This is a genomic window from Streptomyces sp. CA189 (assembly GCF_056428985.1).
On the sequence record NZ_JBWJVM010000008.1, the window covers coordinates 111,880 to 132,617 of the forward strand.

General features: G+C 71.2%; 17 protein-coding genes and 2 pseudogenes. 4 read left to right on the plus strand and 15 right to left on the minus strand.

Annotated features, from left to right (window positions below):
• The first annotated feature begins 41 nt into the window (after positions 1 to 41).
• The gene (locus tag AC061S_RS09375) at positions 42 to 470 is read left to right on the plus strand and encodes a hypothetical protein (protein ID WP_478685385.1); all 429 of its coding nucleotides are present in this window, start codon (positions 42 to 44) and stop codon (positions 468 to 470) included.
• A gap of 2 nt (positions 471 to 472) precedes the next feature.
• Positions 473 to 1,120, plus strand: a complete 648-nt coding sequence (locus AC061S_RS09380; protein WP_478685386.1) for a CatB-related O-acetyltransferase — start codon at positions 473 to 475, stop codon at positions 1,118 to 1,120.
• Between the two features lie 25 nt (positions 1,121 to 1,145).
• Here AC061S_RS09380 and AC061S_RS09385 read toward each other — a convergent pair.
• A pseudogene (locus AC061S_RS09385) lies at positions 1,146 to 1,951 on the minus strand (SDR family oxidoreductase); the annotation flags it as partial.
• On the opposite strand from AC061S_RS09385, the gene AC061S_RS09390 reads away from it, so the two are divergent.
• On the plus strand, positions 1,946 to 2,542 hold the full coding sequence (locus AC061S_RS09390) for a TetR/AcrR family transcriptional regulator (RefSeq protein WP_478685461.1): 597 nt from the start codon (positions 1,946 to 1,948) through the stop codon (positions 2,540 to 2,542). The pseudogene AC061S_RS09385 and the gene AC061S_RS09390 sit on opposite strands and share 6 nt — an antisense overlap.
• 19 nt (positions 2,543 to 2,561) lie before the next feature.
• Here AC061S_RS09390 and AC061S_RS09395 read toward each other — a convergent pair whose 3' ends face one another.
• From AC061S_RS09395 to AC061S_RS09445, 11 genes are all read right to left on the minus strand, one after another.
• Positions 2,562 to 3,083: a methylated-DNA--[protein]-cysteine S-methyltransferase gene (locus tag AC061S_RS09395; RefSeq protein ID WP_478685387.1), complete on the minus strand. Its 522-nt coding sequence runs from the start codon at positions 3,081 to 3,083 to the stop codon at positions 2,562 to 2,564.
• A 36-nt stretch (positions 3,084 to 3,119) separates the two neighbouring features.
• Positions 3,120 to 4,625 (minus strand): AlkA N-terminal domain-containing protein, encoded by a 1,506-nt coding sequence (locus tag AC061S_RS09400; protein WP_478685388.1) that lies wholly within the window; start codon positions 4,623 to 4,625, stop codon positions 3,120 to 3,122.
• Positions 4,626 to 5,066: 441 nt separating this feature from the next.
• Entirely contained in the window at positions 5,067 to 5,849 is a 783-nt protein-coding gene (pssA, locus tag AC061S_RS09405; protein WP_266912559.1) for a CDP-diacylglycerol--serine O-phosphatidyltransferase, read from the minus strand.
• An 82-nt stretch (positions 5,850 to 5,931) separates the two neighbouring features.
• Complete coding sequence (locus tag AC061S_RS09410) at positions 5,932 to 6,588, minus strand: phosphatidylserine decarboxylase (protein WP_385367471.1); 657 nt, start codon at positions 6,586 to 6,588, stop codon at positions 5,932 to 5,934.
• A 185-nt stretch (positions 6,589 to 6,773) separates the two neighbouring features.
• Positions 6,774 to 7,979, minus strand: coding sequence for an acyl-CoA dehydrogenase family protein (locus tag AC061S_RS09415; protein WP_478685389.1), 1,206 nt, complete (start codon positions 7,977 to 7,979; stop codon positions 6,774 to 6,776).
• Between the two features lie 4 nt (positions 7,980 to 7,983).
• Positions 7,984 to 8,496, minus strand: coding sequence for a MaoC family dehydratase (locus AC061S_RS09420; RefSeq protein ID WP_053681718.1), 513 nt, complete (start codon positions 8,494 to 8,496; stop codon positions 7,984 to 7,986).
• Between the two features lie 4 nt (positions 8,497 to 8,500).
• Positions 8,501 to 9,475: an HpcH/HpaI aldolase/citrate lyase family protein gene (locus tag AC061S_RS09425; protein WP_250740413.1), complete on the minus strand. Its 975-nt coding sequence runs from the start codon at positions 9,473 to 9,475 to the stop codon at positions 8,501 to 8,503.
• Positions 9,472 to 11,568 carry a protein meaA gene (locus AC061S_RS09430; RefSeq protein ID WP_478685390.1) on the minus strand — a complete coding sequence of 699 codons (2,097 nt, stop codon included), beginning with the start codon at positions 11,566 to 11,568 and terminating at the stop codon, positions 9,472 to 9,474. Before AC061S_RS09430 ends, AC061S_RS09425 begins: the two co-directional genes overlap by 4 nt.
• A 31-nt stretch (positions 11,569 to 11,599) precedes the next feature.
• Entirely contained in the window at positions 11,600 to 12,937 is a 1,338-nt protein-coding gene (gene ccrA / locus AC061S_RS09435; protein WP_478685391.1) for a crotonyl-CoA carboxylase/reductase, read from the minus strand.
• Positions 12,938 to 13,348: 411 nt separating this feature from the next.
• Entirely contained in the window at positions 13,349 to 14,164 is an 816-nt protein-coding gene (locus tag AC061S_RS09440; RefSeq protein WP_478685392.1) for a TetR family transcriptional regulator, read from the minus strand.
• Between the two features lie 187 nt (positions 14,165 to 14,351).
• Positions 14,352 to 16,184, minus strand: a complete 1,833-nt coding sequence (locus AC061S_RS09445; RefSeq protein WP_478685393.1) for a 3-hydroxyacyl-CoA dehydrogenase family protein — start codon at positions 16,182 to 16,184, stop codon at positions 14,352 to 14,354.
• Between the two features lie 472 nt (positions 16,185 to 16,656).
• On the opposite strand from AC061S_RS09445, the gene AC061S_RS09450 reads away from it, so the two are divergent.
• The gene (locus tag AC061S_RS09450) at positions 16,657 to 17,226 is read left to right on the plus strand and encodes a HEAT repeat domain-containing protein (protein ID WP_478685394.1); all 570 of its coding nucleotides are present in this window, start codon (positions 16,657 to 16,659) and stop codon (positions 17,224 to 17,226) included.
• 91 nt (positions 17,227 to 17,317) lie between these two features.
• Here AC061S_RS09450 and AC061S_RS09455 read toward each other — a convergent pair.
• The 3 genes and pseudogenes from AC061S_RS09455 to AC061S_RS09465 all read right to left on the minus strand — a co-directional run.
• Positions 17,318 to 17,737: pseudogene (locus AC061S_RS09455) on the minus strand (RidA family protein); the annotation flags it as partial.
• A gap of 193 nt (positions 17,738 to 17,930) precedes the next feature.
• Positions 17,931 to 19,511: an alpha/beta hydrolase gene (locus AC061S_RS09460; protein WP_478685395.1), complete on the minus strand. Its 1,581-nt coding sequence runs from the start codon at positions 19,509 to 19,511 to the stop codon at positions 17,931 to 17,933.
• A 135-nt stretch (positions 19,512 to 19,646) separates the two neighbouring features.
• Positions 19,647 to 20,681 carry an Rv2578c family radical SAM protein gene (locus AC061S_RS09465; protein WP_478685396.1) on the minus strand — a complete coding sequence of 345 codons (1,035 nt, stop codon included), beginning with the start codon at positions 20,679 to 20,681 and terminating at the stop codon, positions 19,647 to 19,649.
• Positions 20,682 to 20,738: the final 57 nt, after the last annotated feature.

Genomic DNA, 20,738 nt, shown 5'->3' on the forward strand with positions numbered 1-20,738 from the left:
CGTTATTCCGCGCCTACACCGAGCAGGACAGAATTCAGCAGATGATCACGATGTACGCCTGGCCCAGTACTGCCGACGGGCCCGACGCCCTGCCCATGGTCCACTTCACCACCGACCAGCAGGAGAGCGGCGAGGTCACTCCCGACGGGGTGCCGGTCTGGATGTTCGACACCGCGATCCGTGACGGCGGCTGGGCCCAGTTCACCGACTTCGAGGCCTGGTCCGTGCCGGCCGAGGGCTGGCAGGCCTTCTACCGCCGCGAGGACGACGTCCTCGCCGTCACCGGCCCCGGCTCCTGCGAGGGCTGGTACCAGGGCGGCCTCGGCGCCGACGCCGACTGGGTGGGAGCGGCCGCCGCCCAGGCGAGCGTGGTCCTGCTCGCGGCCCCCGTCCAGCACCCGTCCCTCTACGGCTACGCGGTCGAGGCGGGCGCCGCTTTCGCGCTGCTGGTCCCCCTGGTGGTCATCTAGCCGTGAACGCCCTCCCCGCGGACCCGACGGTGCTCCACCCGTTTCCCGACCAGCCGCGCGTGGTCCTGCTGAAGCCGCTGGTGACCTCGCCGCTGATCGAGGTGGGGGAGTACTCCTACTACGACGACCCGGACGACCCCACCGCCTTCGAGACCCGCAACGTGCTCTACCACTACGGGCCGGAGAAGCTGGTCATCGGGAAGTTCTGCGCGCTGGGCACCGGGGTGCGCTTCGTCATGAACGGCGCCAACCACCGCATGGACGGCCCCTCGACGTTCCCCTTCCCCATCATGGGCGGCTCCTGGGCCGAGCACTTCGACCTGCTCGCCGGCCTGCCGGGCCGGGGCGACACCGTCGTGGGCAACGACGTCTGGTTCGGCTACAACGCCATGGTCATGCCCGGGGTGCGCATCGGGCACGGCGCGATCATCGCCGCCGGCGCCGTGGTCGTGGACGACGTCCCCGACTACGGGATCGTCGGCGGCAACCCCGCCACCCTCATCCGTACCCGCCACACCGGCGAGGACGTCGCCCGCCTGCTCGCCCTCGCCTGGTGGGACTGGCCGGTGGAGCACCTCACCGAGCACATCCGTGCCGTCATGTCCGGCACGGTCACCGACCTCGAAGCGATCGCACCGCGGGCCGGTTAGGGTCCGCGCGAGCGCGTACGGCCCCTCAGCCGGTGGGGAAGGAGACCTTCGTCAGGTCTTCGGAGGCTTCCCAGATGCGCCGGGCGTCCTCGGCGCCGCGAAGGCGGGAGTAGAGCTTCTGCTCGGCAGGGGGCCGCCGAGATGTCCAGGGCCGCTCGGCCCGTAGAAGCGGGCGCCCTGCGCGTCGGCTGCCGTGGCGGCGTGGAGGGCCGGGAGCTTCGCGGTCTCGACGGTCCCGAGCAGGATGCCGCGGGCGGACAGGGCGCGGATGAGCCGCACGCCGATGGTGTCCTTGTCCCGGCCGAGTTCGGGGCGTGCGGCGAGCAGGCTGGTCGGGGCGACGCCGGGGTGGGAGAGGTTGCTCGTGATGCCCCAGCCGCCGGCCCGGCTGCGCCGGTCGAGTTCGAGGCCGAAGAGCCCGAACGCGATCTTCGACTGGCTGTAGGCGTGACCGCCCTTGTACGAGCGCTCCCAGTTCAGGTCCGGCCAGTTGATGGCGTTGCTGTTCGCGGCGACGCTGATCTGCGAGGTCACGCGTGCGCGTCCGGCGCGCAGCAGTGGCAGCATGTGCGCCACCAGGGCGAAGTGGCCGAGGTGGTTGGTGCCGAACTGCAGCTCGAACCCGTCGGCGGTCGTCTGCCGGTCGGGCGGGGTCATCACGCCGGCGTTGTTGACGAGGATGTGGATCGGGCGTCCGTCTCCCCGCAGGGTCTCGCCGAGGGCGGCGACGGAGTCGAGCGAGGACAGGCCGAGGGCGTGGAGCGATACGTCCGCCCCGGGGACCGTCCGCCGGATCCCGGTGATCGCGGCCTCGCCCTTGCGCGGATTGCGGAGAAGCGCCCGTACCACCACGGAGATCTCGCCGCCGCCCTCCTCGACCGGGCCGAGCAGGCGGTGCGCGAGCGGGGATCGGGCGCCCTGTCCCTACGGGAACTGGCCCGCGACCTCGGCGTGAGCCCGGGCGCCCCCAGCCGCCACTTCAAGACCAAACAGGCCCTGCTGGACGCCCTGGCGCTGGGTGGCTTCGAGCGGCTCGTCGAGGCCATCGACACCGCCCGGGACGAAGCGGGCGAGACGTTCGCCGAGCAACTGGACGCCGTGGCCCGCACCTACGTCGGCTTCGCCACGGACAATGCCGCGCTGCTCGACCTGATGTTCTCGGCCAAGCACAGCCCCGAGGCGTCCACGGCGCTGGGGACGGCCGCCCACCGCTGGGGCGCCCAGTTCCTCGAACTGGTCCGCCACGGGCAGCTCCGGGGCGAGGTGCGCCAGGGGCCGCTGGAGCGCGTCACGCTGACGGTCTTCGCGCCGCTGCACGGTTACATCGGTCTCGCCGCGAGCGGTGTGCTGCCCCCCGAGGCCGCCGGGCCGGGACTGGACGACGTGATCGAATCCATCGTGCGCCACTGCAGGCCCGAGTAGGCCCGAGTAGAGCGCGTGACTAGAGCTGCTCGGCCCCGGACTCGAAGGCCAGCAGGCGCACCTTGCGGTTGATGCCGCCGCCGTAGCCGGTCATGGAGCCGGACGCCCCGATGACGCGGTGGCACGGGACGATGATGCCGACCGGGTTCTTGCCGTTGGCCAGCCCCACCGCGCGCGAGGCGTTGGGCTTGCCGAGCTCGGCGGCCAGTTCCCCGTAGGACCAGGTCTGCCCGTAGGGGATCCGTACGAGCTGCTCCCACACGCTGCGCTGGAACTCGGTGCCCTCCAGCCGGACCGGCAGGTCGAACGCGGTGAGCTCGCCGGCGAAGTACGCGGTCAGTTGCCGCACCACCTCCGGGAAGGGGGCCTCACCGGCCGCTACGCGCTCCCCGAAGGCCTCCTCGGCCGGGCGGTGGCGCTGCCCGGTCATGTAGAGCCCGCAGAGGACCCCGTCGGCGGCGACGAGGGTGAGCGGCCCGTAGGGGCTGTCCACGACGGTGTGCTGCTTGGTGGTGCTCGTGCTGCTCGCGCTGCTGCTCATGGTGGTTCGTGCTCCTCGGACGTCGGACGGGGGAGGTCAGGCGGGCAGGACGTTGATCGCGTGGTCCTCGGTGGCCCACAGGTACTGCACGGCGTACGCGCGCCAGGGCCGCCAGTGCGCCGCGCGGGCCGTCAGCGCCACGGGTGTCGAGGGCAGCCCGAGCCCCTTCGCGGCCCGCCGGATCCCCAGATCGGCCGGGATGAAGGCGTCCGGGTCGCCCAGGGCCCGCATCGCGATGATCTCGGTGGTCCACGGACCGAAGCCGGGCAGCGCGCCCAGCCGTGCGCGGGCGGCCTCCCAGTCGCTGTCGATGCCGAGCGGGAGCGAGCCGTCGGCGAGGGCCGAGACGAGCGTGGTGAAGGTGGTCCGCCGGCTGCGCGGCAGCGCCAGGGACTCCGGGTCCAGCCCGGCCAGGGCCTGTGAGGTGGGGAACAGGTGGGTCAGCCCGCCCTCGGGATCGGGGTCGGCCACCGGCTCGCCGAGGGCCTGCACCAGGCGGGCCGCGTGCGTGCGGGCCGCCGCGGTGGACACCTGCTGGCCGAGGACCGCCCGTACGGCGAACTCCTCCGCGTCGACGGTACGCGGCACCCGGCGGCCGGGAGCCTTGGCCACGAGCGGGGCCAGCAGCGGGTCGGCGCGCAGCTGCTCGTCGACGGCCTCGGGATCCGCGTCGAGGTCCAGGAGCCGCCGGCAGCGGCTGATCGCGATGGTCAGGTCGCGCAGATCGGTGAGGGCCAGCCGGCAGCCGATGTGGTCGGGCTGAGGGGTGAGGGCGACGACGCCGGTGCCGTACGGGAGCCGGAGCGTGCGCCGGTAGCCGCCCGCCCGCCACTCCTCGACCCCGGGGACGGCGGTCGCGGCGAGGTGGCCGAAGAGGTTGTCCGGGGTGAGCGGGGCACGGAAGGGGAGCCGCAGGCTGATGGTGCCGGGCACCTGGGCGGGCCCGGCCCCCGGGCCCGCACCCCCGCCCGCACCCCGGCCGGCCGCCCGTGTCCGGAGCTCGCTCGGCGCCAGGGCGAAGACCTCGCGGACGGTGTCGTTGAAGGTCCGGATCGAGGAGAACCCGGCGGCGAAGGCGACGTCGCCCATCGGGAGCGCCGAGGTTTCGATCAGCAGCCGGGCGGTCTGCGCGCGCTGCGCCCTGGCGAGGGCGAGGGGCCCCGCGCCGAGCTCGGCGCCCAGCTGGCGCTCCACCTGCCGGGAGGAGTACCCGAGCCGGGAGGCCAGCCCCGGGACGCCCTCGCGGTCGACCACCCCGTCCTGGATGAGGCGCATCGCGCGGGCGACGGCGTCGGCGCGGGCGTTCCACTCGGGCGAGCCGGGGGAGGTGTCGGGCCGGCACCGCTTGCAGGCCCGGTACCCGCCCTGCTGGCAGGCGGCGGCGCTGGGCAGGAAGGTCATGTTCTCGACCTTGGGGGGTACGGCGGGGCAGCTCGGGCGGCAGTAGATGCCGGTGGTCCTCACCGCGGTGAAGAACCAGCCGTCGAAGCGGGCGTCCTTCGACTGGACGGCCCGGACGCAACGCTCCGTGTCGGTGTACATGGGTCCATCCTCCCGGCCGGCCGGGCCCCGGGCTGGCGGTTTTCCGACACCAAGCTTATGCGCGGGCCGCGCTTTCTCCTGGTGCCCGGCGCTGGATCCCCGCTGCGCGGAGGTGACCCGCCGGGCGCGGCCCCGGCTGCGGCTGCCGCTGCGCGGGGCGAAGTCCCCTACCCGCCCTTCCACCGTTCCCTGGGTCTCCGCCCCAGACCCCGCGCCTCAAACGCCGGCGGGGCTGGATTGTGGCCGGCGTCGGAGCGCACGTGGGCGCAGCCGGCCATATCCAGCCCCGCCGGCGTTTGATTCCAGGCTCCGCGCAGCGGTACGGACGGCTCTTGCGGGGGCTTCCAGGCTCGCACAGCGGTACAGGGTCCCCTGGATGCGGGAAGGGCCCCCGGCTGCCTGGTGGCGGCCGGGGGCCCTCTCGTGCGCGTGCAGCCGGGGCTACGGGGCCTGGGTGGCCCGCGCTTCGCGGCGGTTGTGGCGGAACGTGTTCGCGCGACGGGTCGTCGCGAACAGCGGGATGGTCGCCGCCAGAGCGATCTGCAGTGCGCAGCCGGTCTGGAGCAGCAGCCCGCCGCCCGGCGCGTCGAACGCCCACGCGGCCAGCAGACCCATCGCCGCGACGATCCAGCTCAGCATCGCCACCGCGAGGACACCCCGCGGCTTGGGGTACTCGACCCGGCTCACCATCAGCCAGGCCACGCCGACGATCGCCAGCAGGGTCGGGATGAACGGCAGCTCCAGCAGCACGATCGAGACGACCGTCAGCGCGCCGAAGGGGCTCGGCATGCCCTGGAACATGCCGTCCTTCATCGCCACGCAGCTGAATCTCGCGAGGCGCAGCACCACCGCCAGCAGGACCACGATCGCCGCCAGCGCCGACATCTTCTGCACGGCGTCATCGGCGACCATGCCGTAGACGAGCACGAAGTACGCCGGAGCCAGGCCGAAGCTGATCAGGTCGGACAGGTTGTCCAGCTCCGCGCCCATCGGCGAGCTGCGCAGCTTGCGGGCCACGATGCCGTCGAAGAGGTCGAAGACCGCGGCGAGCAGCATCAGTATCACGGCCGTGGCCGCGCTGCTGCGGGCCATGCCCGACTCGCCGCTGCCGGTGAGGTGCGGGATGAGGATCCCGGTGGTGGTGAAGTACACCGCCATGAACCCGCACGTCGCGTTGCCGAGGGTGAGGGTGTCCGCTATCGACAGCCGCAGTGACAGCGGCATGTCGTCCTCGGTGGACTCCTCCTCGGACGCCTCCGGCACCCAGCCGGAGGCGGGCGTCGACAGGTTCGCCGGAGTTTCAGGTTCAGTCACGGTCAATTCGGGTCACCCCCGCGGTGGTGGCCTGTCCGACCTCGACCGCGACCTCGACGCCCTCGGGGAGGTAGATGTCGACGCGGGAGCCGAAGCGGATCAGACCGATGCGTTCGCCCTGCTCCACCTTGGTGCCGGCCGGCAGGTACGGGACGATGCGACGGGCGACGGCGCCGGCGATCTGCACCATCTCGATGTCGCCGAGTTCGGTGTCGAAGTGCCAGACGACGCGCTCGTTGTTCTCGCTCTCCTTGTTGAACGCCGGAACGAATCCACCGGGGACGTGTTCCACGGACGTCACCGTGCCCGCGAGGGGCGCGCGGTTGACGTGGACGTTCAGCGGGCTCATGAAGATCGCGACGCGGGTCCGCCCGTCCTTCCACGGCATGATGCTCTGCACCACACCGTCGGCGGGGGAGATGACCCGGCCCTGCGTGATCTCACGCTCGGGGTCGCGGAAGAACCACAGCATGCCCGCCGCGAGCGCGGTGGTGGGCACGGCCACGGCCGCCCAGCGTCCGGACTTGCGAGCCCGGACGAGGCTGATGGCGGCGGTGGCGACGGTCGGCAGAAGCCACGGCGATGCTCCGCGCGCGAGGCGTCCACCGAGGAGGCCGACGCGAGGTGCAGAGGTTTGGCTGTGGGGCATGGATGACCTTCGTAGCGGGTGATGCCGCGCCGCAAACGGGGGGACGGGACGGCGGCTTTACTGGAATGCTATCGGTTGCACGCAACAACTGGGCAAGCCAGAAGCCGAGTCGATGACCGTGAGCCAGTGACTGCTAGTGACTCTTTCACGGAAAACCACTGGATGATTTACCGCAAAAGGGACTTTCAGCCCTGGAGCCGGTACTCCTCGAGCAGGCGTCGCCCGATGATCATTTTCTGGATCTCGGCGGTACCTTCACCGATGAGCAGCATGGGTGCCTCTCGGTAGAGGCGCTCGATCTCGTACTCCTTCGAGAAGCCGTAGCCACCGTGGATACGGAACGCGTCCTCCACCACCTCCTTGCAGTACTCGGAGGCGAGGTACTTCGCCATCCCTGCTTCGAGGTCGTTTCGTTCCCCGGAGTCCTTTTTGCGTGCTGCATTGACCATCATCGCATGGGCGGCTTCGACCTTGGTAGCCATCTCGGCCAGCTTGAACTGGATCGCCTGGTGCTCGGCGATGGCCTTGCCGAAAGTGTGACGTTGTTGGGCATACGAGACACCCAGCTCGAACGCACGCTGTGCGACGCCGCAGCCACGGGCCGCCACGTTGACGCGGCCGACCTCGACCCCGTCCATCATTTGGTAAAACCCTCGGCCGGTCTTCCCGCCCAGGACCCGATTGGCCGGAATGCGTAGTCCGTCCATGATGAGCTCGGTGGTGTCGACCCCCTTGTAGCCCATCTTGTCGATCTTGCCGGGGATGGTCAGGCCGGGCCGGACCTCACCGAAGCCGGCCTCCTTCTCCACGAGGAAGGTCGTCATCGACTTGTGGGGGGCGGTGCCCTCCGGGTGTCCTTCGTCACTGCGCACCAGAACGGCCACCAGCGTGGACGTGCCGCCGTTCGTCAGCCACATCTTCTGGCCGTTCAGGACGTACTCGTCGCCGTCCTTCACCGCCTTCGAGGTGATGGCCGACACATCGGAGCCGAGCCCCGGCTCGGACATCGAGAACGCCCCGCGCACCTCGCCCAGCGCCATCCGCGGAAGGAAGTACTCCTTCTGCTCCTGGGTGCCGTGCTGCTTGAGCATGTACGCCACGATGAAGTGGGTGTTGATGATGCCCGAGACGGACATCCAGCCGCGCGCGATCTCCTCGACGCACAGCGCGTAGGTGAGGAGCGACTCACCCAGGCCGCCGTACTCCTCCGGGATCATCAGGCCGAAGAGGCCGAGCTCCTTGAGGCCGTCGACGATCGCTTGCGGGTACTCGTCCCGGTGCTCCAGCTCGGTCGCGACCGGGATGATCTCCTTGTCGACGAACTCCCGGACGGTCTTGAGGATGTCCCTCTGGTCGTCCGTCAGGCCGGCGGTCTGGGCAAGTCGGCTCATGGTTCTACTTCCCCTGTTCCTTCAGCGTGGGGCGGCCGGGCTGCTCGCCGCCGCGCTCCTTGATGTACGTCTCGGTCGGGACCATCACCTTGCGCCGGAAGACGCAGACGAGGGTGCCGTCCTGCTTGTAGCCCTTGGTCTCCACGTAGACGATGCCGCGGTCGTTCTTCGACTTCGACGGGGTCTTGTCCAGGACCGTGGTCTCGCCGTAGATCGTGTCCCCGTGGAAGGTGGGCGCCACGTGCCGCAGCGACTCGATCTCCAGATTGGCGATGGCCTTGCCGGAGACGTCCGGCACCGACATGCCCAGGAGCAGGGAGTAGATGTAGTTGCCCACGACCACGTTCTTGCCGAAGTCGGTCGTGTTCTCGGCGTAGTTGCTGTCCATGTGGAGCGGGTGGTGGTTCATGGTCAGCAGGCAGAAGAGGTGGTCGTCGTACTCGGTGACCGTCTTCCCGGGCCAGTGTTTGTAGACCGCGCCGATCTCGAACTCTTCGTAGGTGCGTCCGAACTGCATGGTGCTACGCCTCCGGGATCTCGAACTTGGTGGTGCGCTGCATGCCGGCGGCGCGGCCCTTGCCCGAGATGACCAGCGCCATCTTGCGGCTGGCCTCGTCGATCATCTCGTCGCCGAGCATCGCCGAGCCCTTCTTGCCGCCCGCCTCGGAGGTGCACCAGTCGTAGGCGTCGAGGATCAGCTCGGCGTGGTCGTAGTCCTCCTGGGAGGGGGAGAAGACCTCGTTGGCCGCGTCGACCTGGCCGGGGTGCAGCACCCACTTGCCGTCGAAGCCCAGGGCCGCCGCGCGACCGGCGACCTCGCGGTAGCCGTCGACGTTCTTGATCTGGAGGAAGGGGCCGTCGATCGCCTGGAGGTCGTGCATGCGGGCCGCCATCAGGATCCGCATCAGGATGTAGTGGTAGGCGTCCGCGCCGTAGCCGGGCGGCTGCATGCCCACGACCAGGGACTTCATGTTGATGGAGGCCATGAAGTCGGCCGGCCCGAAGATGATGGTCTCCAGCCGCGGCGAGGCGCCGGCGATCTCGTCGACGTTCACCAGGCCCTTGGCGTTCTCGATCTGGGCCTCGATGCCGATCTTGCCGACCTCGAAGCCCATCGTCTTCTCGATCTGCGTCAGGAGGAGGTCGAGCGCCACGACCTGCTGGGCGTCCTGGACCTTCGGCAGCATGATGCAGTCGAGGTTCTGGCCGGCGCCCTCGACGACCGTGATCACGTCGCGGTACGTCCAGTGGGTGGTCCAGTCGTTGACGCGCACCACCCGGGTCTTGCCGGTCCAGTCGCCGTTGTTCAGCGCGTCCACGATCGTGTGGCGGGCGCCCTCCTTGGCGAGGGGGGCGCAGGCGTCCTCCAGGTCCAGGAAGACCTGGTCGGCCGGCAGGCCCTGGGCCTTCTCCAGGAACCGGGGGTTGGAACCCGGCACCGCGAGGCAGGAGCGGCGCGGCCGCAGCCGGTTGACCGGGGAAGAGGGCGTGGTCATGCGGGGACCTCCGTGCTTGCAAGGGTGTCAGGGTTAAGGATCTCGTCGGCGTCGCCGAGCGGGTGGAGCTTGTTGGCCCTGCGGATCTCGTCGACGATTTTGCCGATGATCTCCGTGATGCCGAAGTCCTTGGGGGTGAAGACAGCCGCCACCCCGGCCTCCTTGAGCGCCACGGCGTCGGCATTCGGAATGATGCCGCCGAGCACGACGGGGATGTCACCCGCCCCCGCCGCGCGCAGGCGTTCCAGCACGTCCGGGACGAGCGCGCTGTGCGAGCCGGACAGGATGGACAGTCCCACGCAGTGCACGTCCTCGGCCAGGGCCGCCGAGGAAATCTCCTCGGGGGTCAGCCGGATGCCCTGGTAGACCACCTCGAAGCCGGCGTCGCGGGCCCGTACGGCGATCTGCTCAGCGCCGTTGGAGTGCCCGTCCAGGCCGGGCTTGCCGACCAGCAGGCGCAGCCTGCCGGAGCCCAGCTCGTCGGCCGTACGGGAGACCTTCGCGCGGACGAGGGCCATGGGGGTCCCCTCCTCGGCGGTCACGGCCACCGGGGCCGAGGAGACCCCGGTCGGGGCCCGGAACTCGCCGAAGACCTCGCGCAGCGCGCTCGACCACTCGCCGGTGGTGACACCGGCGCGGGCGCACTCCAGGGTGGCCTCCATCAGGTTCTCGTCCCCGGCGGCGGCCTCCTTCAGCCGGTCCAGGGCCTGCATGACCGTGGGGAAGACGAACGGGTCGCCGCCGCCCTGCCGGTCCGAGGACTCCTGGCGCTCGGCCTTCCAGCGCCCGATGCGCTCGACGGTCTGCGCCTCCAGGGCCCCGTCCACCGTCATGATGGCGCCGTCCAGGTCGGCGGTGAGCGGGTTCTCCTCGGTCTGCTGGAAGCAGTTGACGCCGACGATCTTGTCCTGGCCGTCCTCGATCCGGGCCCGCCGCGCGGCGTGTGAGGAGACCAGCTCGCCCTTGAGGTACCCGGACTCGACGGCCGCCATCGCGCCGCCCATCTCCTGGATCCGGTCGATCTCGGCCAGGCACTCGGCCACCAGGGACTCGACCTTGGCCTCGATCACGTGCGACCCGGCGAAGATGTCCTCGTACTCCAGCAGGTCGCTCTCGTGGGCCAGGACCTGCTGGATGCGCAGCGACCACTGCTGGTCCCAGGGCCGGGGCAGGCCCAGCGCCTCGTTCCAGGCCGGCAGCTGCACGGCGCGGGCGCGTGCGTCCTTGGAGAGGGTGACCGCGAGCATCTCCAGCACGATCCGCTGGACGTTGTTCTCCGGCTGCGCCTCCGTCAGGCCCAGGGAGTTGACCTGGACCCCGTAGCGGAAGCGGCGCTGCTTGTCGTTCTCGATGCCGTAGCGCTCGCGGGTGACCTTGTCCCAGATGCGGCCGAAGGCGCGCATCTTGCACATCTCCTCGATGAAGCGGACGCCCGCGTTCACGAAGAAGGAGATCCGGGCGACGACCTCGCCGAACCGCTCCGGCGGGACCTGGCCCGAGTCGCGCACCGAGTCCAGGACCGCGATGGCCGTGGACATCGCGTACGAGATCTCCTGGACGGGGGTGGCCCCGGCCTCCTGCAGGTGGTAGCTGCAGATGTTGATCGGGTTCCACTTCGGGATGTGGTTGACCGTGTACGCGATCATGTCCGTCGTCAGGCGGAGCGAGGGCACGGGCGGGAAGACGTGCGTCCCGCGCGAGAGGTACTCCTTGACGATGTCGTTCTGAGTGGTGCCCTGGAGCTGGGCGATGTCCGCGCCCTGCTCCTCGGCGGCCACCTGGTAGAGCGCCAGCAGCCACATGGCGGTGGCGTTGATCGTCATCGAGGTGTTCATCTGTTCCAGGGGGATGTCCTGGAACAGCCGCCGCATGTCGCCCAGGTGGGAGACCGGGACCCCGACCCGGCCGACCTCGCCGCGGGCGAGGATGTGGTCGGGGTCGTATCCGGTCTGCGTCGGCAGGTCGAACGCGACCGACAGGCCGGTCTGGCCCTTGGCGAGGTTGCGGCGGTACAGCTCGTTGGACGCCTCGGCCGTGGAGTGGCCGGCGTACGTCCGCATGAGCCACGGACGGTCCTTCTGGCGCTCTGTCATCTCAGGCTGTCCCTTTGGCCTTTGAGGGGTCTCAGATGTTGCGGAAGCGGTTGATCGCGTCGAGGTGCGTCGCGCGCATCTCGTGGTCCCGGACGCCGAGGCCCTCCTCGGGGGACAGGCAGAGCACGCCGACCTTGCCCTGGTGGAGGTTGCGGTGGACGTCGTAGGCGGCCTGGCCGGTCTCCTCCAGGGAGTAGACCCGGGAGAGGGTGGGGTGGATCTTGCCCTTCGAGATCAGGCGGTTGGCCTCCCAGGCCTCGCGGTAGTTCGCGAAGTGCGAGCCGATGATCTTCTTCAGGGACATCCACAGGTAGCGGTTGTCGTACTCGTGCATGTAGCCCGAGGTCGAGGCGCAGGTGGTGATGGTGCCGCCCTTGCGGGTGACGTAGACGCTCGCGCCGAAGGTCTCGCGGCCCGGGTGCTCGAAGACGATGTCGATGTCCTCGCCGCCGGTGAGCTCGCGGATGCGCTTGCCGAAGCGCTTCCACTCCTTCGGGTCCTGGGTGTGCTCGTCCTTCCAGAACGTGTAGCCCTCGGCGTTGCGGTCGATGACCGCCGTCGCGCCCATCGCCCGGCAGATGTCCGCCTTCTCCGGGGAGGAGACCACGCAGATCGGGTTGGCGCCGCCGGCCAGCGCGAACTGCGTGGCGTACGAGCCGAGCCCGCCGCTGGCGCCCCAGATCAGGACGTTGTCGCCCTGCTTCATGCCGGCGCCGTTGCGGGAGACCAGCTGGCGGTAGGCGGTGGAGTTGACCAGGCCGGGGGAGGCGGCCTCCTCCCAGCTGAGGTGGTCGGGCTTGGGCATCAGCTGGTTCGACTTGACCAGCGCGATCTCCGCCAGGCCGCCGAAGTTGGTCTCGAAGCCCCAGATGCGCTGCTCGGGGTCGAGCATCGTGTCGTTGTGGCCGTCGGAGGACTCCAGCTCGACCGACAGGCAGTGCGCGACGACCTCGTCGCCCGGCTTCCAGGCGTTGACGCCGGGGCCGGTGCGCAGGACGACGCCCGCGAGGTCGGAGCCGATGATGTGGTACGGCAGGTCGTGGCGCTTGGTGAGCTCCGAGAGGCGCCCGTAGCGCTCCAGGAAGCTGAAGGTGGACACCGGCTCGAAGATCGAGGTCCACACGGAGTTGTAGTTGACCGAGGAGGCCATGACGGCGACCAGGGCCTCGCCCGGGCCCAGCTCGGGGAGCGGGACCTCGTCGAGGTGCAGGGACTTGCGGGGGTCCTTCTCGCGGGTGGTGAGCCCGGCGAACATCTCCGTCTCGTCCTTGTGCACGGTGATCGCGCGGTACGAGTCGGGGAGCGGCAGGGCAGCGAAGTCGGCGGCCGTCGCGGCCTGCGACTGGATCGCGTCCAGGATGTCCTTCACGGTGTTGCCTCCGGCCGTGCGCTGATGAGGGTGCGCTGAGGGAAACGGGGTGCGTTGAGCTGCTGAATGGCGAAGCGGTGTGGTGAGCGGTGCTGCTCGGGGGCGCCGTCGATTCGGCTGGGGTGGAGCTGCGCGTTGCCTGTGGTGGGGCGGTGCGGGGGCCTGGTGACGCAGGCATCCGGGGCGCGTTCCGTGCCGAGTGGGCTGGACCGCGGGGACATCCGGACGAGATTCAACGTATGGCACCCCGTGTCACTCAGCAAGGCACCGCGTGCCAAAACTTTCTCTCATTTGCCGATTGACCTGCACGGATGAGCGATGATCGATCAGAGTTACCCGCGAGTAGGGGCAACTCGGACAAACGAAAGCGGCCGCCCCCGGAACGGGAGCGGCCGCTGTGACGTGTGTCGCCTACTTGTTTCTGAGCGCCTCTTCGATGGTCCGCATGACCTCGTCGAGCGGGGCGTCCGTACGGGCCACCGCCACCAGTACCTCGCCCTGCGTGCGCACCAGGGCCGGCTCGGGGGCCGGCGCCGTGCTCAGCGTGCGCCCCGCGCCGATCCCGGAACCGAAGGTCTTGCGCACGATCGAGAAGGCGTGGTCGAGCTGCGCCTCCACGTCGCCCTGGCCGCCCGCCCGCAGCCAGCGCCGCAGCACGTGGTTGTGGGCCGTGACCACGGCCGAGGCGGCGACCTCCGCCAGCAGCGGGTCGTCGTTGCCGTCGTGGTGGTCGGTCTCGTCGAAGTGGGCCAGCAGGTAGCGGGTGAAGAGCCGCTCGTACCGGGCGACCGAGGCGATCTCCCGCTCCCGCAGCGCCGGCACCTCGCGGGTGAGCCGGTAGCGCTCCACCGACACCGCCGGCGAGGCGGCGTACATCTTCATGACTTCCTTGATCCCCCGGCACACCGTGTCGAGCGGGTGCTCGTGCGCCGGGGCCACGTCGAGGACGGCCTCGGCGCGGGTCAGGGTGTCGTCGTGGTCCGGGAAGATCGCCTCTTCCTTGGACCGGAAGTGCCGGAAGAAGGTCCGGCGGGCCACCCCGGCCACCGAGGCGATCTCGTCGACCGTCGTGGCCTCGTACCCCTTGTTCGCGAAGAGCTCCATGGCGGCCGCCGCGAGCTCACGGCGCATCTTGAGCCGCTGGGCGGCCGCCTTGGTACCGGCCGGGGTCTCCGGGGCGTCGGAGGCCGCGGAGGCGCGGGGCGAGGTCTTGGCGGGCTGGGACATAGAGCGAAAGTACTTCATTCGTGCGGGAGAGCGCTCCCGAGGGGGGTGGGGCGGGAAGGGATGCGGGGGAGGGCCGGCACTGGGCACACAGTGCTCCTCGGGAGGGTTCGTCCGCCGTGAGGGTCCGGCGGACCCGAGCAGCCCTCCCCACGCATCCTGCTCGTGGGGCTCCTGCGCCTGCCGCGGGTTACCGGCGGGGGGCGTACTCACGGAATCCGCGGCCGGTCTTCCGGCCCAGGCAGCCCGCCGCGACCAGGTGCTCCAGCAGCGGGGACGGGGCCAGGCCCGGGTCGCGGAACTCCTTGTGCAGGACCTGCTCGATGGCCAGCGACACGTCCAGGCCGACCACGTCGAGGAGCTCGAACGGCCCCATCGGGTAGCCGCCGCCCAGCTTCATCGCCGCGTCGATGTCGTCGATGCCGGCGTAGTGCTGCTCGACCATCTTGATCGCGTTGTTGAGGTACGGGAACAGCAGCGCGTTCACGATGAAGCCGGCCCGGTCCCCGCAGTCCACCGCGTGCTTGCGCACCTGCCCGCAGATCCCGCGGACCGTGGCGTGCACGTCGTCGGCGGTCAGGACGGTCCGGACCACCTCGACCAGCTTCATCGCCGGGGCCGGGTTGAAGAAGTGCATGCCGATCACGTCCTCGGGCCGCGAGGTCGCGCGGGCGATCGCGATCACCGGGAGCGAGGAGGTCGTGGTGGCGAGCACCGCACCGGGCTTGCAGGCCTTGTCCAGCGCGCGGAACAGCTCCTGCTTCACGTCCAGGTTCTCGGCGACGGCCTCCACGGCCAGGTCCACGTCGGCGAAGGCGTCCAGCGAGCCCGCCGCCGTGATCCGGCCCACGGTGGCGGCGGCCGCCTCCGCCGTCAGCCGGCCCCGGTCGACCGCGCGGGCCAGCGACTTGCCGATCGCGGCCTTGGCCGCGTCCGCCTTCTCCTGGCTGCGGGCCGCCAGCACCACGGGGAAGCCGGCCTGCGCGAAGACCTGCGCGATCCCGCTCGCCATGGTGCCCGAACCGGCCACGCCGACCGAGTTCACCGGACGGCTCGCCCGGACCAGATCCCCGTCCGGCGGAGTCTGCAGGTCACGGACGACGACCTGGCTGCCCGGGGCCTCGTACGTGTAGAAGCCGCGCCCGGACTTCTGCCCGGTCAGGCCCGCCTCGGCGAGGTGGCCGAGGATCGGGGTCGGGGCGTGCAGCCGGTCGCCCGAGGCGGTGTACATGGCCTCCAGGACGGTGCGGGCGGTGTCCACGCCGATCAGGTCGAGCAGCGCGAGCGGGCCCATCGGCAGGCCGCAGCCCAGTTTCATCGCCGCGTCGATGTCCTCGCGGGAGGCGTACTTCGCCTCGTACATGGCGGCGGCCTGGTTGAGGTAGCCGAACAGCAGGCCGTCGGCGACGAAGCCCGGACGGTCGCCGACCGCGACGGGCTCCTTGCCGAGCTCGCGGGCCAGGGCGGTGACCGCCTCGACGGCCGGCGGGGCCGTCAGCACGCTGGAGACGACCTCGACCAGCTTCATCGCCCCGACCGGGTTGAAGAAGTGCAGGCCGACCACGCGCTCCGGGCGCTGGGACTCGGCGGCCATCCGCGTCACCGACAGGGCGTTGGTGCCGGTGGCCAGGATCGCGGTGGGCCGGACGATCGCGTCGAGCTCGCGGAAGATCCGCTGCTTGAGCTCGTAGGACTCGGGGACCACCTCGATGACGAGGTCGGCGTCGGCGGCGGCGCCCAGCTCGGAGAAGGTGCGGAAGCGGGCGAGCACCCCTTCGCGCTCCTGCTCGGTGAGCTGCTCGCGGGCCACGGAACGGGCGGTGGCCGCCGCGAGGGCCGCGGTGGCCCGGCGGGCGGCGGCCTCGCTGACGTCGATGCCGATGACCTCGCGGCCGGCCCGGGCGAGGACTTCGGCGATGCCGGAGCCCATCGTGCCGAGACCGACGACGGCGATGGTCTGCAGGGCGGGGCGGACGGGCTGGGAGGAGGGGGAGGGCTGACCGGACGTGGACGGAAGGTCCATCGCGGGACTCCAGTGGAAGAGGGTGACGACTGAGGGGGGCGCGCGGAGCACGGCGCGCGCGGAGGCCGTACGGAAGACCGCGCGGCGGCCGTACGCCGAGAGCGGGCGGAAAACCGTCCGTCAGACGCGTGCGGCAGATATGCGGCAGACGTGCGGAGAAGCCCGGGGCTCCCGGAGCGAACCAGGGGTCGCGGCAGGACCGGGGAACCCGGAGGAACCGGGGATCCCGGCAGGAAGAAGCCCGTGGGGCCGAAGCGGCGGAGCCCTGTCCCGGGGTCACGCCGTGAGGTCGTGCAGAAGTCGTGCAGAACCGACTGGCACGAGGTGGCTGCGTCACCAGGCCGCCCTCGTACGTGTTGGTAGGACAGTAACCCGTGCCCAACTGGTCCGCCAGAGCGCGCAGATGTGACCTGTACCGCCCAAATGTACCGATCATCGATCATCGATCAACCGGCTGCTCTAGGGTGGCCGCGTGAACGAGGTGCTGGAACGTCTGCGGGTCGAAGCCGGGCAGGCCCCGGAGGACGGGGCGCGGTACGCGGCGCTGCTCGCGGCGGACGCGGACGGCCTGGCGGACTCCCTGACCTCCGCCGGGCTGCCCCTGTGGGCCCGCGAACTGGCCGCGTACCGACTGGGGCTGGCCGGCGACCGCCGGGCCTTCGAATCCCTGGTCCTGCTGCTCAACCACCGGGATCCGCCGCGCTGCGAGGCGGCCGCGCAAGCGCTGGCCGTCCTCGGCGACCCGCGGACCGCCCGCGCGGCGGCGGCGCTGGCCACGAACGAACTGCGGACGGCCTACGCCCTGCACCCGGTCCGGCTGCTGGCGGCGCTGCGCGCCCCGGAGTCCGCCCCGGCGCTGATCCGGACCCTGTCGCGGCTGCTCGCGCCGCACGACCCGTACTGGCGGGTGGCCCTGGCCTGTGTGGAGGGGCTGGGCGCGCTGGCGGACCAGCGCGCCCGGGAGGTCCTGACCCGGGCCCAGTCGCACCCCCGGCTGGCGGTGGCGGCGACCGCGGCCCTGCGGGCGCTGGGGGTCAGCTAGCGAAGCCGGTCTTGAACCCGGTGCCGAAGCCGGCTCCGGAACCGGTCCGGAACCCGGTCTCGCTCTCGGAGCGGGACTCGGTGCCGGTCCGCTCCGGGAGGACCGCGAAGGCCTCGATCTCCATGAGCAGTTCGGGCCGGAACAGCGCCGCCACCTGGACCGCCGAGGAGGCCGGGAGGCGGTCCGGGGCGATCACCTCGTCGCGGGCCGCGCGTACCGCCGGGAGGTGGGCGACGTCCGTGACGAAGTACGTCAGCTTCACCACGTCGTCGAAGGTCGCCCCGGCCGCAGCCAGGCACCGCCGCAGGTTCTCGAACACCTGCCGGGCCTGGGCGTCGGCGTCGCCCTCGCCGACCAGCTCGCCCTTCTCGTCGAAGGCGCACTGCCCGGACACGGCGACGAACCGCCCGGTGCCCCAGACGACGTGGTTGTAACCGGTGCCTGGGGCTACGCCCTCCGGCGCGGCGATGCGGGTGAGGTGGTTGTTGTCCTGTGAGGTGGTCATGGGCATGATCTTGCCTGCTGTGGCTCGGCCGGGCCTAGCCCGTCTCTTTCTGATCTTGCCTGGCCCGCGTCGCCCGGCACCGCACCTCGCCGCACTGCCGGGGCACCCGAGTACGTCCAGTACGCGGGAGCCCCGGCAGCGCGCCGAGGCACGGCACCGGACGACGCGGGCCTGACCGGCAAGATCCGAAAGAGACGGCCTAGCCCCGGAAGCCCAGCAGGCCGTGCAGGGCCGCGCCGCCCGCCGACGGCGGGACCGCGCGGGTCGCCGGGATCGGGGTGGGGGCGGGCTGGGCGGGGCAGACGGCGTCCGCGGCCTTGCCCGTCAGCAGGTACGCGGACAGCTTCTCGTCCAGGCACTTGTTGCCGCTGAGGGCGATGCCGTGGTTGCCGCCGCCCTCCTCCACCACCAGCGCCGAGCCCGCGAGCTTGCTCCGCATGCTCACCGCGCCCTCGTACGGGGTCGCGGCGTCCTCGGTCGCCTGGAAGAGGAGCGCCTGCGGCAGCGCCGTGTTGGTGACGTCCGGGGCCTGGAGCGGCTCGGTCGGCCAGAACGCGCACGGGGCGTTGTACCAGGCGTTGTTCCAGGTCATGAAGGGCGCCTTGGCGTGGGTGCGCCACATGTCGGTCCGCCACTGGTTCCAGTTCCTGGGCCAGGCCGAGTCCCGGCACTGCACGGCCGTGTACACGCTGTAGCTGTTGCCCGCCGAGGGCTCCACCGCGCCGAACCGCTCGTACGCCGAGACCAGCGGCTTCGGGTCGCCCTCCACCGCGTACGCGGAGAAGGCCGCGGCGAGGTGGGGCCAGTAGCCGTTGAAGTAGCCGCCCGGCATGAAGGTGTCCTCCAGCTCCGCCGGGCCCACCTTGGCGCCCGCCGGGGCCGTGCGCAGCGTGGTCCGCATCGCGTACCAGCGGGCCTCGACCACGGCCGGGTCGGTGCCGAGGCGGTACGTGGAGTCGTACCGGGCCACCCAGGCCAGGAAGGCCTTGTGGCGTGAGTCGAAGGCCCGGTCCTGGGCGAGGTTGTCCTCGTACCAGACCCCGGCCGGGTCGACGACGGAGTCGAGGACCAGGCGGTGCACCCGGTTCGGGTGGAGCTTGGCGTACACCGCGCCCAGGTAGGTGCCGTAGGAGTAGCCGAAGTAGCTCAGCTTGTCGGCGCGCAGGGCGGTGCGCAGCACTTCCAGGTCGCGGGCCGCCGACACGGTGCCGATGTGCGGGAGGACGTCCGCGTGCTTGGTCTGGCAGGACTCGGCGAAGGACTTCACCCGCTCCAGGTTGGCCCGCTCGGTCGCCTCGTCCAGCGGCACGGAGTCGGGGCGTACGGGGGTGAAGTGGCCCGCGCCGCAGTCCAGGGCGGGCTCGCTCTTGCCGACGCCCCGGGGGTCGAAGCCGATCACGTCGTACTGGGCCGCGACCTCCTTGGGCAGCGCGGAGGCGATGAACCCGGCCAGGGTGCGGCCGCTGCCGCCGGGCCCGCCCGGGTTGACCAGCAGCGGGCCCTGGGAGCGGGCGGCCGTGTGCGGGACCCGGGTCAGGGCGAGGGAGATCTGCCGGCCGGCCGGGTTCTCGTGGTCGAGGGGGACCTTGAGGGAGGCGCACTGGAGCGTCGGGTAGCGGGAGGTCGCACAGGCGGACCACTTCGGGGCTTCGGCGGCCGGGGCGGCTGCGGCCGGGGCCGGGGCCGCGGCCGTGACCGGGCTCGCCAGGGCGGCGGCGAGGGTGGACACCGCCAGCAGGACGGTGGCGCGCCTCAGAGCGGGACCGGGCTTGTTCTTCATCGGGTGCAGCATGGGGCCTCCCAGCCGAGGGTTCTGGGCGGAATCGTCCCGGAACCTGTGCTCGGAAGGGGGGATTGGGGCCCCGATTGGCCCGATGTGATGACCCTTCAGTCGGTCGTACGGTGGTACGGGTGCTCAGAGCAGGCTGAGCTGGGTCGCGCCGGGCGCGGGCGCGGGCCCGGCCGGCCGCTCCGGCGGGACGATCCGCCGGGCCGGTCCGCGGCCACCGGGGCCGATGCCGAATTCGGCGGCGAGCTCGTGGACTTGGCGGGTGATCATCCGCTGGTACCAGGTGGGCGCGTACGAGCCGCCCGCGTACATCCGCTCGTACCGCCCGACCAGGTGGGGGTGGTGCTCGCCCAGCCAGGCCGTGAACCACTCGCGGGCCCCGGGGCGCAGATGGAGTACCAGAGGTGTCACGGAGGTCGCGCCCGACTCGGCGACGGCCCGGACGGTGGCCCGCAACTGCTCCGGGGAGTCCCCGAGGAAGGGGATCACCGGGGCCATCAGCACCCCGCACTCGATGCCGGCGTCGGTGAGGGTGCGGACGGCCTGCAGCCGGGCGGCGGGGGAGGGGGTGCCGGGCTCGACCGTGCGCCACAGGGCGGTGTCGGTGAAGCCGACGGAGACGGAGATCCCGACGTCGGCGACGGCCGCGGCCTCCTGGATGAGGGGGAGGTCGCGCAGGATCAGTGTGCCCTTGGTGAGGATGGAGAAGGGGTTGGCCCGCTCCCGCAGCGCCTCGATGATCCCGGGCATCAGGCGGTACCGGCCCTCGGCGCGCTGGTAGCAGTCCACGTTGGTGCCCATCGCGATGTGCGCGCCGGTCCAGCGGGGCGAGGCGAGTTCGCGGCGCAGGAGCTCGGGGGCGTTGGTCTTGACGACGATCTGGGAGTCGAAGCCGATGCCGGTGTCGAGGTCGAGGTAGCCGTGCGTCTTGCGGGCGAAGCAGTACACGCAGGCGTGGCTGCATCCCCGGTACGGGTTCACGGTCCACTCGAACGGCATCCGGGAGGCGCCGGGGACCCGGTTGACGATCGACCGGGCCCGGACCTCGTGGAAGGTGATCCCGCGGAATTCGGGGGTGTCGACGGTGCGGGTGACGACGGAGTCGGCGCCGAAGAGCGCGGCCGGACCCGTGGGGCCCGCGGTCAGGTTGTCCCAGCGCATGGTGCGCCTCCCTCGGTAGCTCAGCTCCGAGAATAGAACAAACGTTCCCATGATCGT

Coding starts and splice junctions, on each gene's coding strand:
- AC061S_RS09430 (WP_478685390.1), bottom strand. CDS start 11,568: ATGACAGAGCGCCAGAAGGACCGTCCGTGGCTCATGCGGACGTACGCC.
- AC061S_RS09400 (WP_478685388.1), bottom strand. CDS start 4,625: ATGTACACCGACACGGAGCGTTGCGTCCGGGCCGTCCAGTCGAAGGAC.
- AC061S_RS09440 (WP_478685392.1), bottom strand. CDS start 14,164: ATGTCCCAGCCCGCCAAGACCTCGCCCCGCGCCTCCGCGGCCTCCGAC.
- AC061S_RS09460 (WP_478685395.1), bottom strand. CDS start 19,511: ATGAAGAACAAGCCCGGTCCCGCTCTGAGGCGCGCCACCGTCCTGCTG.
- AC061S_RS09415 (WP_478685389.1), bottom strand. CDS start 7,979: ATGAGCCGACTTGCCCAGACCGCCGGCCTGACGGACGACCAGAGGGAC.
- AC061S_RS09445 (WP_478685393.1), bottom strand. CDS start 16,184: ATGGACCTTCCGTCCACGTCCGGTCAGCCCTCCCCCTCCTCCCAGCCC.
- AC061S_RS09425 (WP_250740413.1), bottom strand. CDS start 9,475: ATGACCACGCCCTCTTCCCCGGTCAACCGGCTGCGGCCGCGCCGCTCC.
- AC061S_RS09410 (WP_385367471.1), bottom strand. CDS start 6,588: ATGCCCCACAGCCAAACCTCTGCACCTCGCGTCGGCCTCCTCGGTGGA.
- AC061S_RS09375 (WP_478685385.1), top strand. CDS start 42: ATGATCACGATGTACGCCTGGCCCAGTACTGCCGACGGGCCCGACGCC.
- AC061S_RS09465 (WP_478685396.1), bottom strand. CDS start 20,681: ATGCGCTGGGACAACCTGACCGCGGGCCCCACGGGTCCGGCCGCGCTC.
- AC061S_RS09395 (WP_478685387.1), bottom strand. CDS start 3,083: ATGAGCAGCAGCGCGAGCAGCACGAGCACCACCAAGCAGCACACCGTC.
- pssA (WP_266912559.1), bottom strand. CDS start 5,849: ATGCCGCTGTCACTGCGGCTGTCGATAGCGGACACCCTCACCCTCGGC.
- AC061S_RS09420 (WP_053681718.1), bottom strand. CDS start 8,496: ATGCAGTTCGGACGCACCTACGAAGAGTTCGAGATCGGCGCGGTCTAC.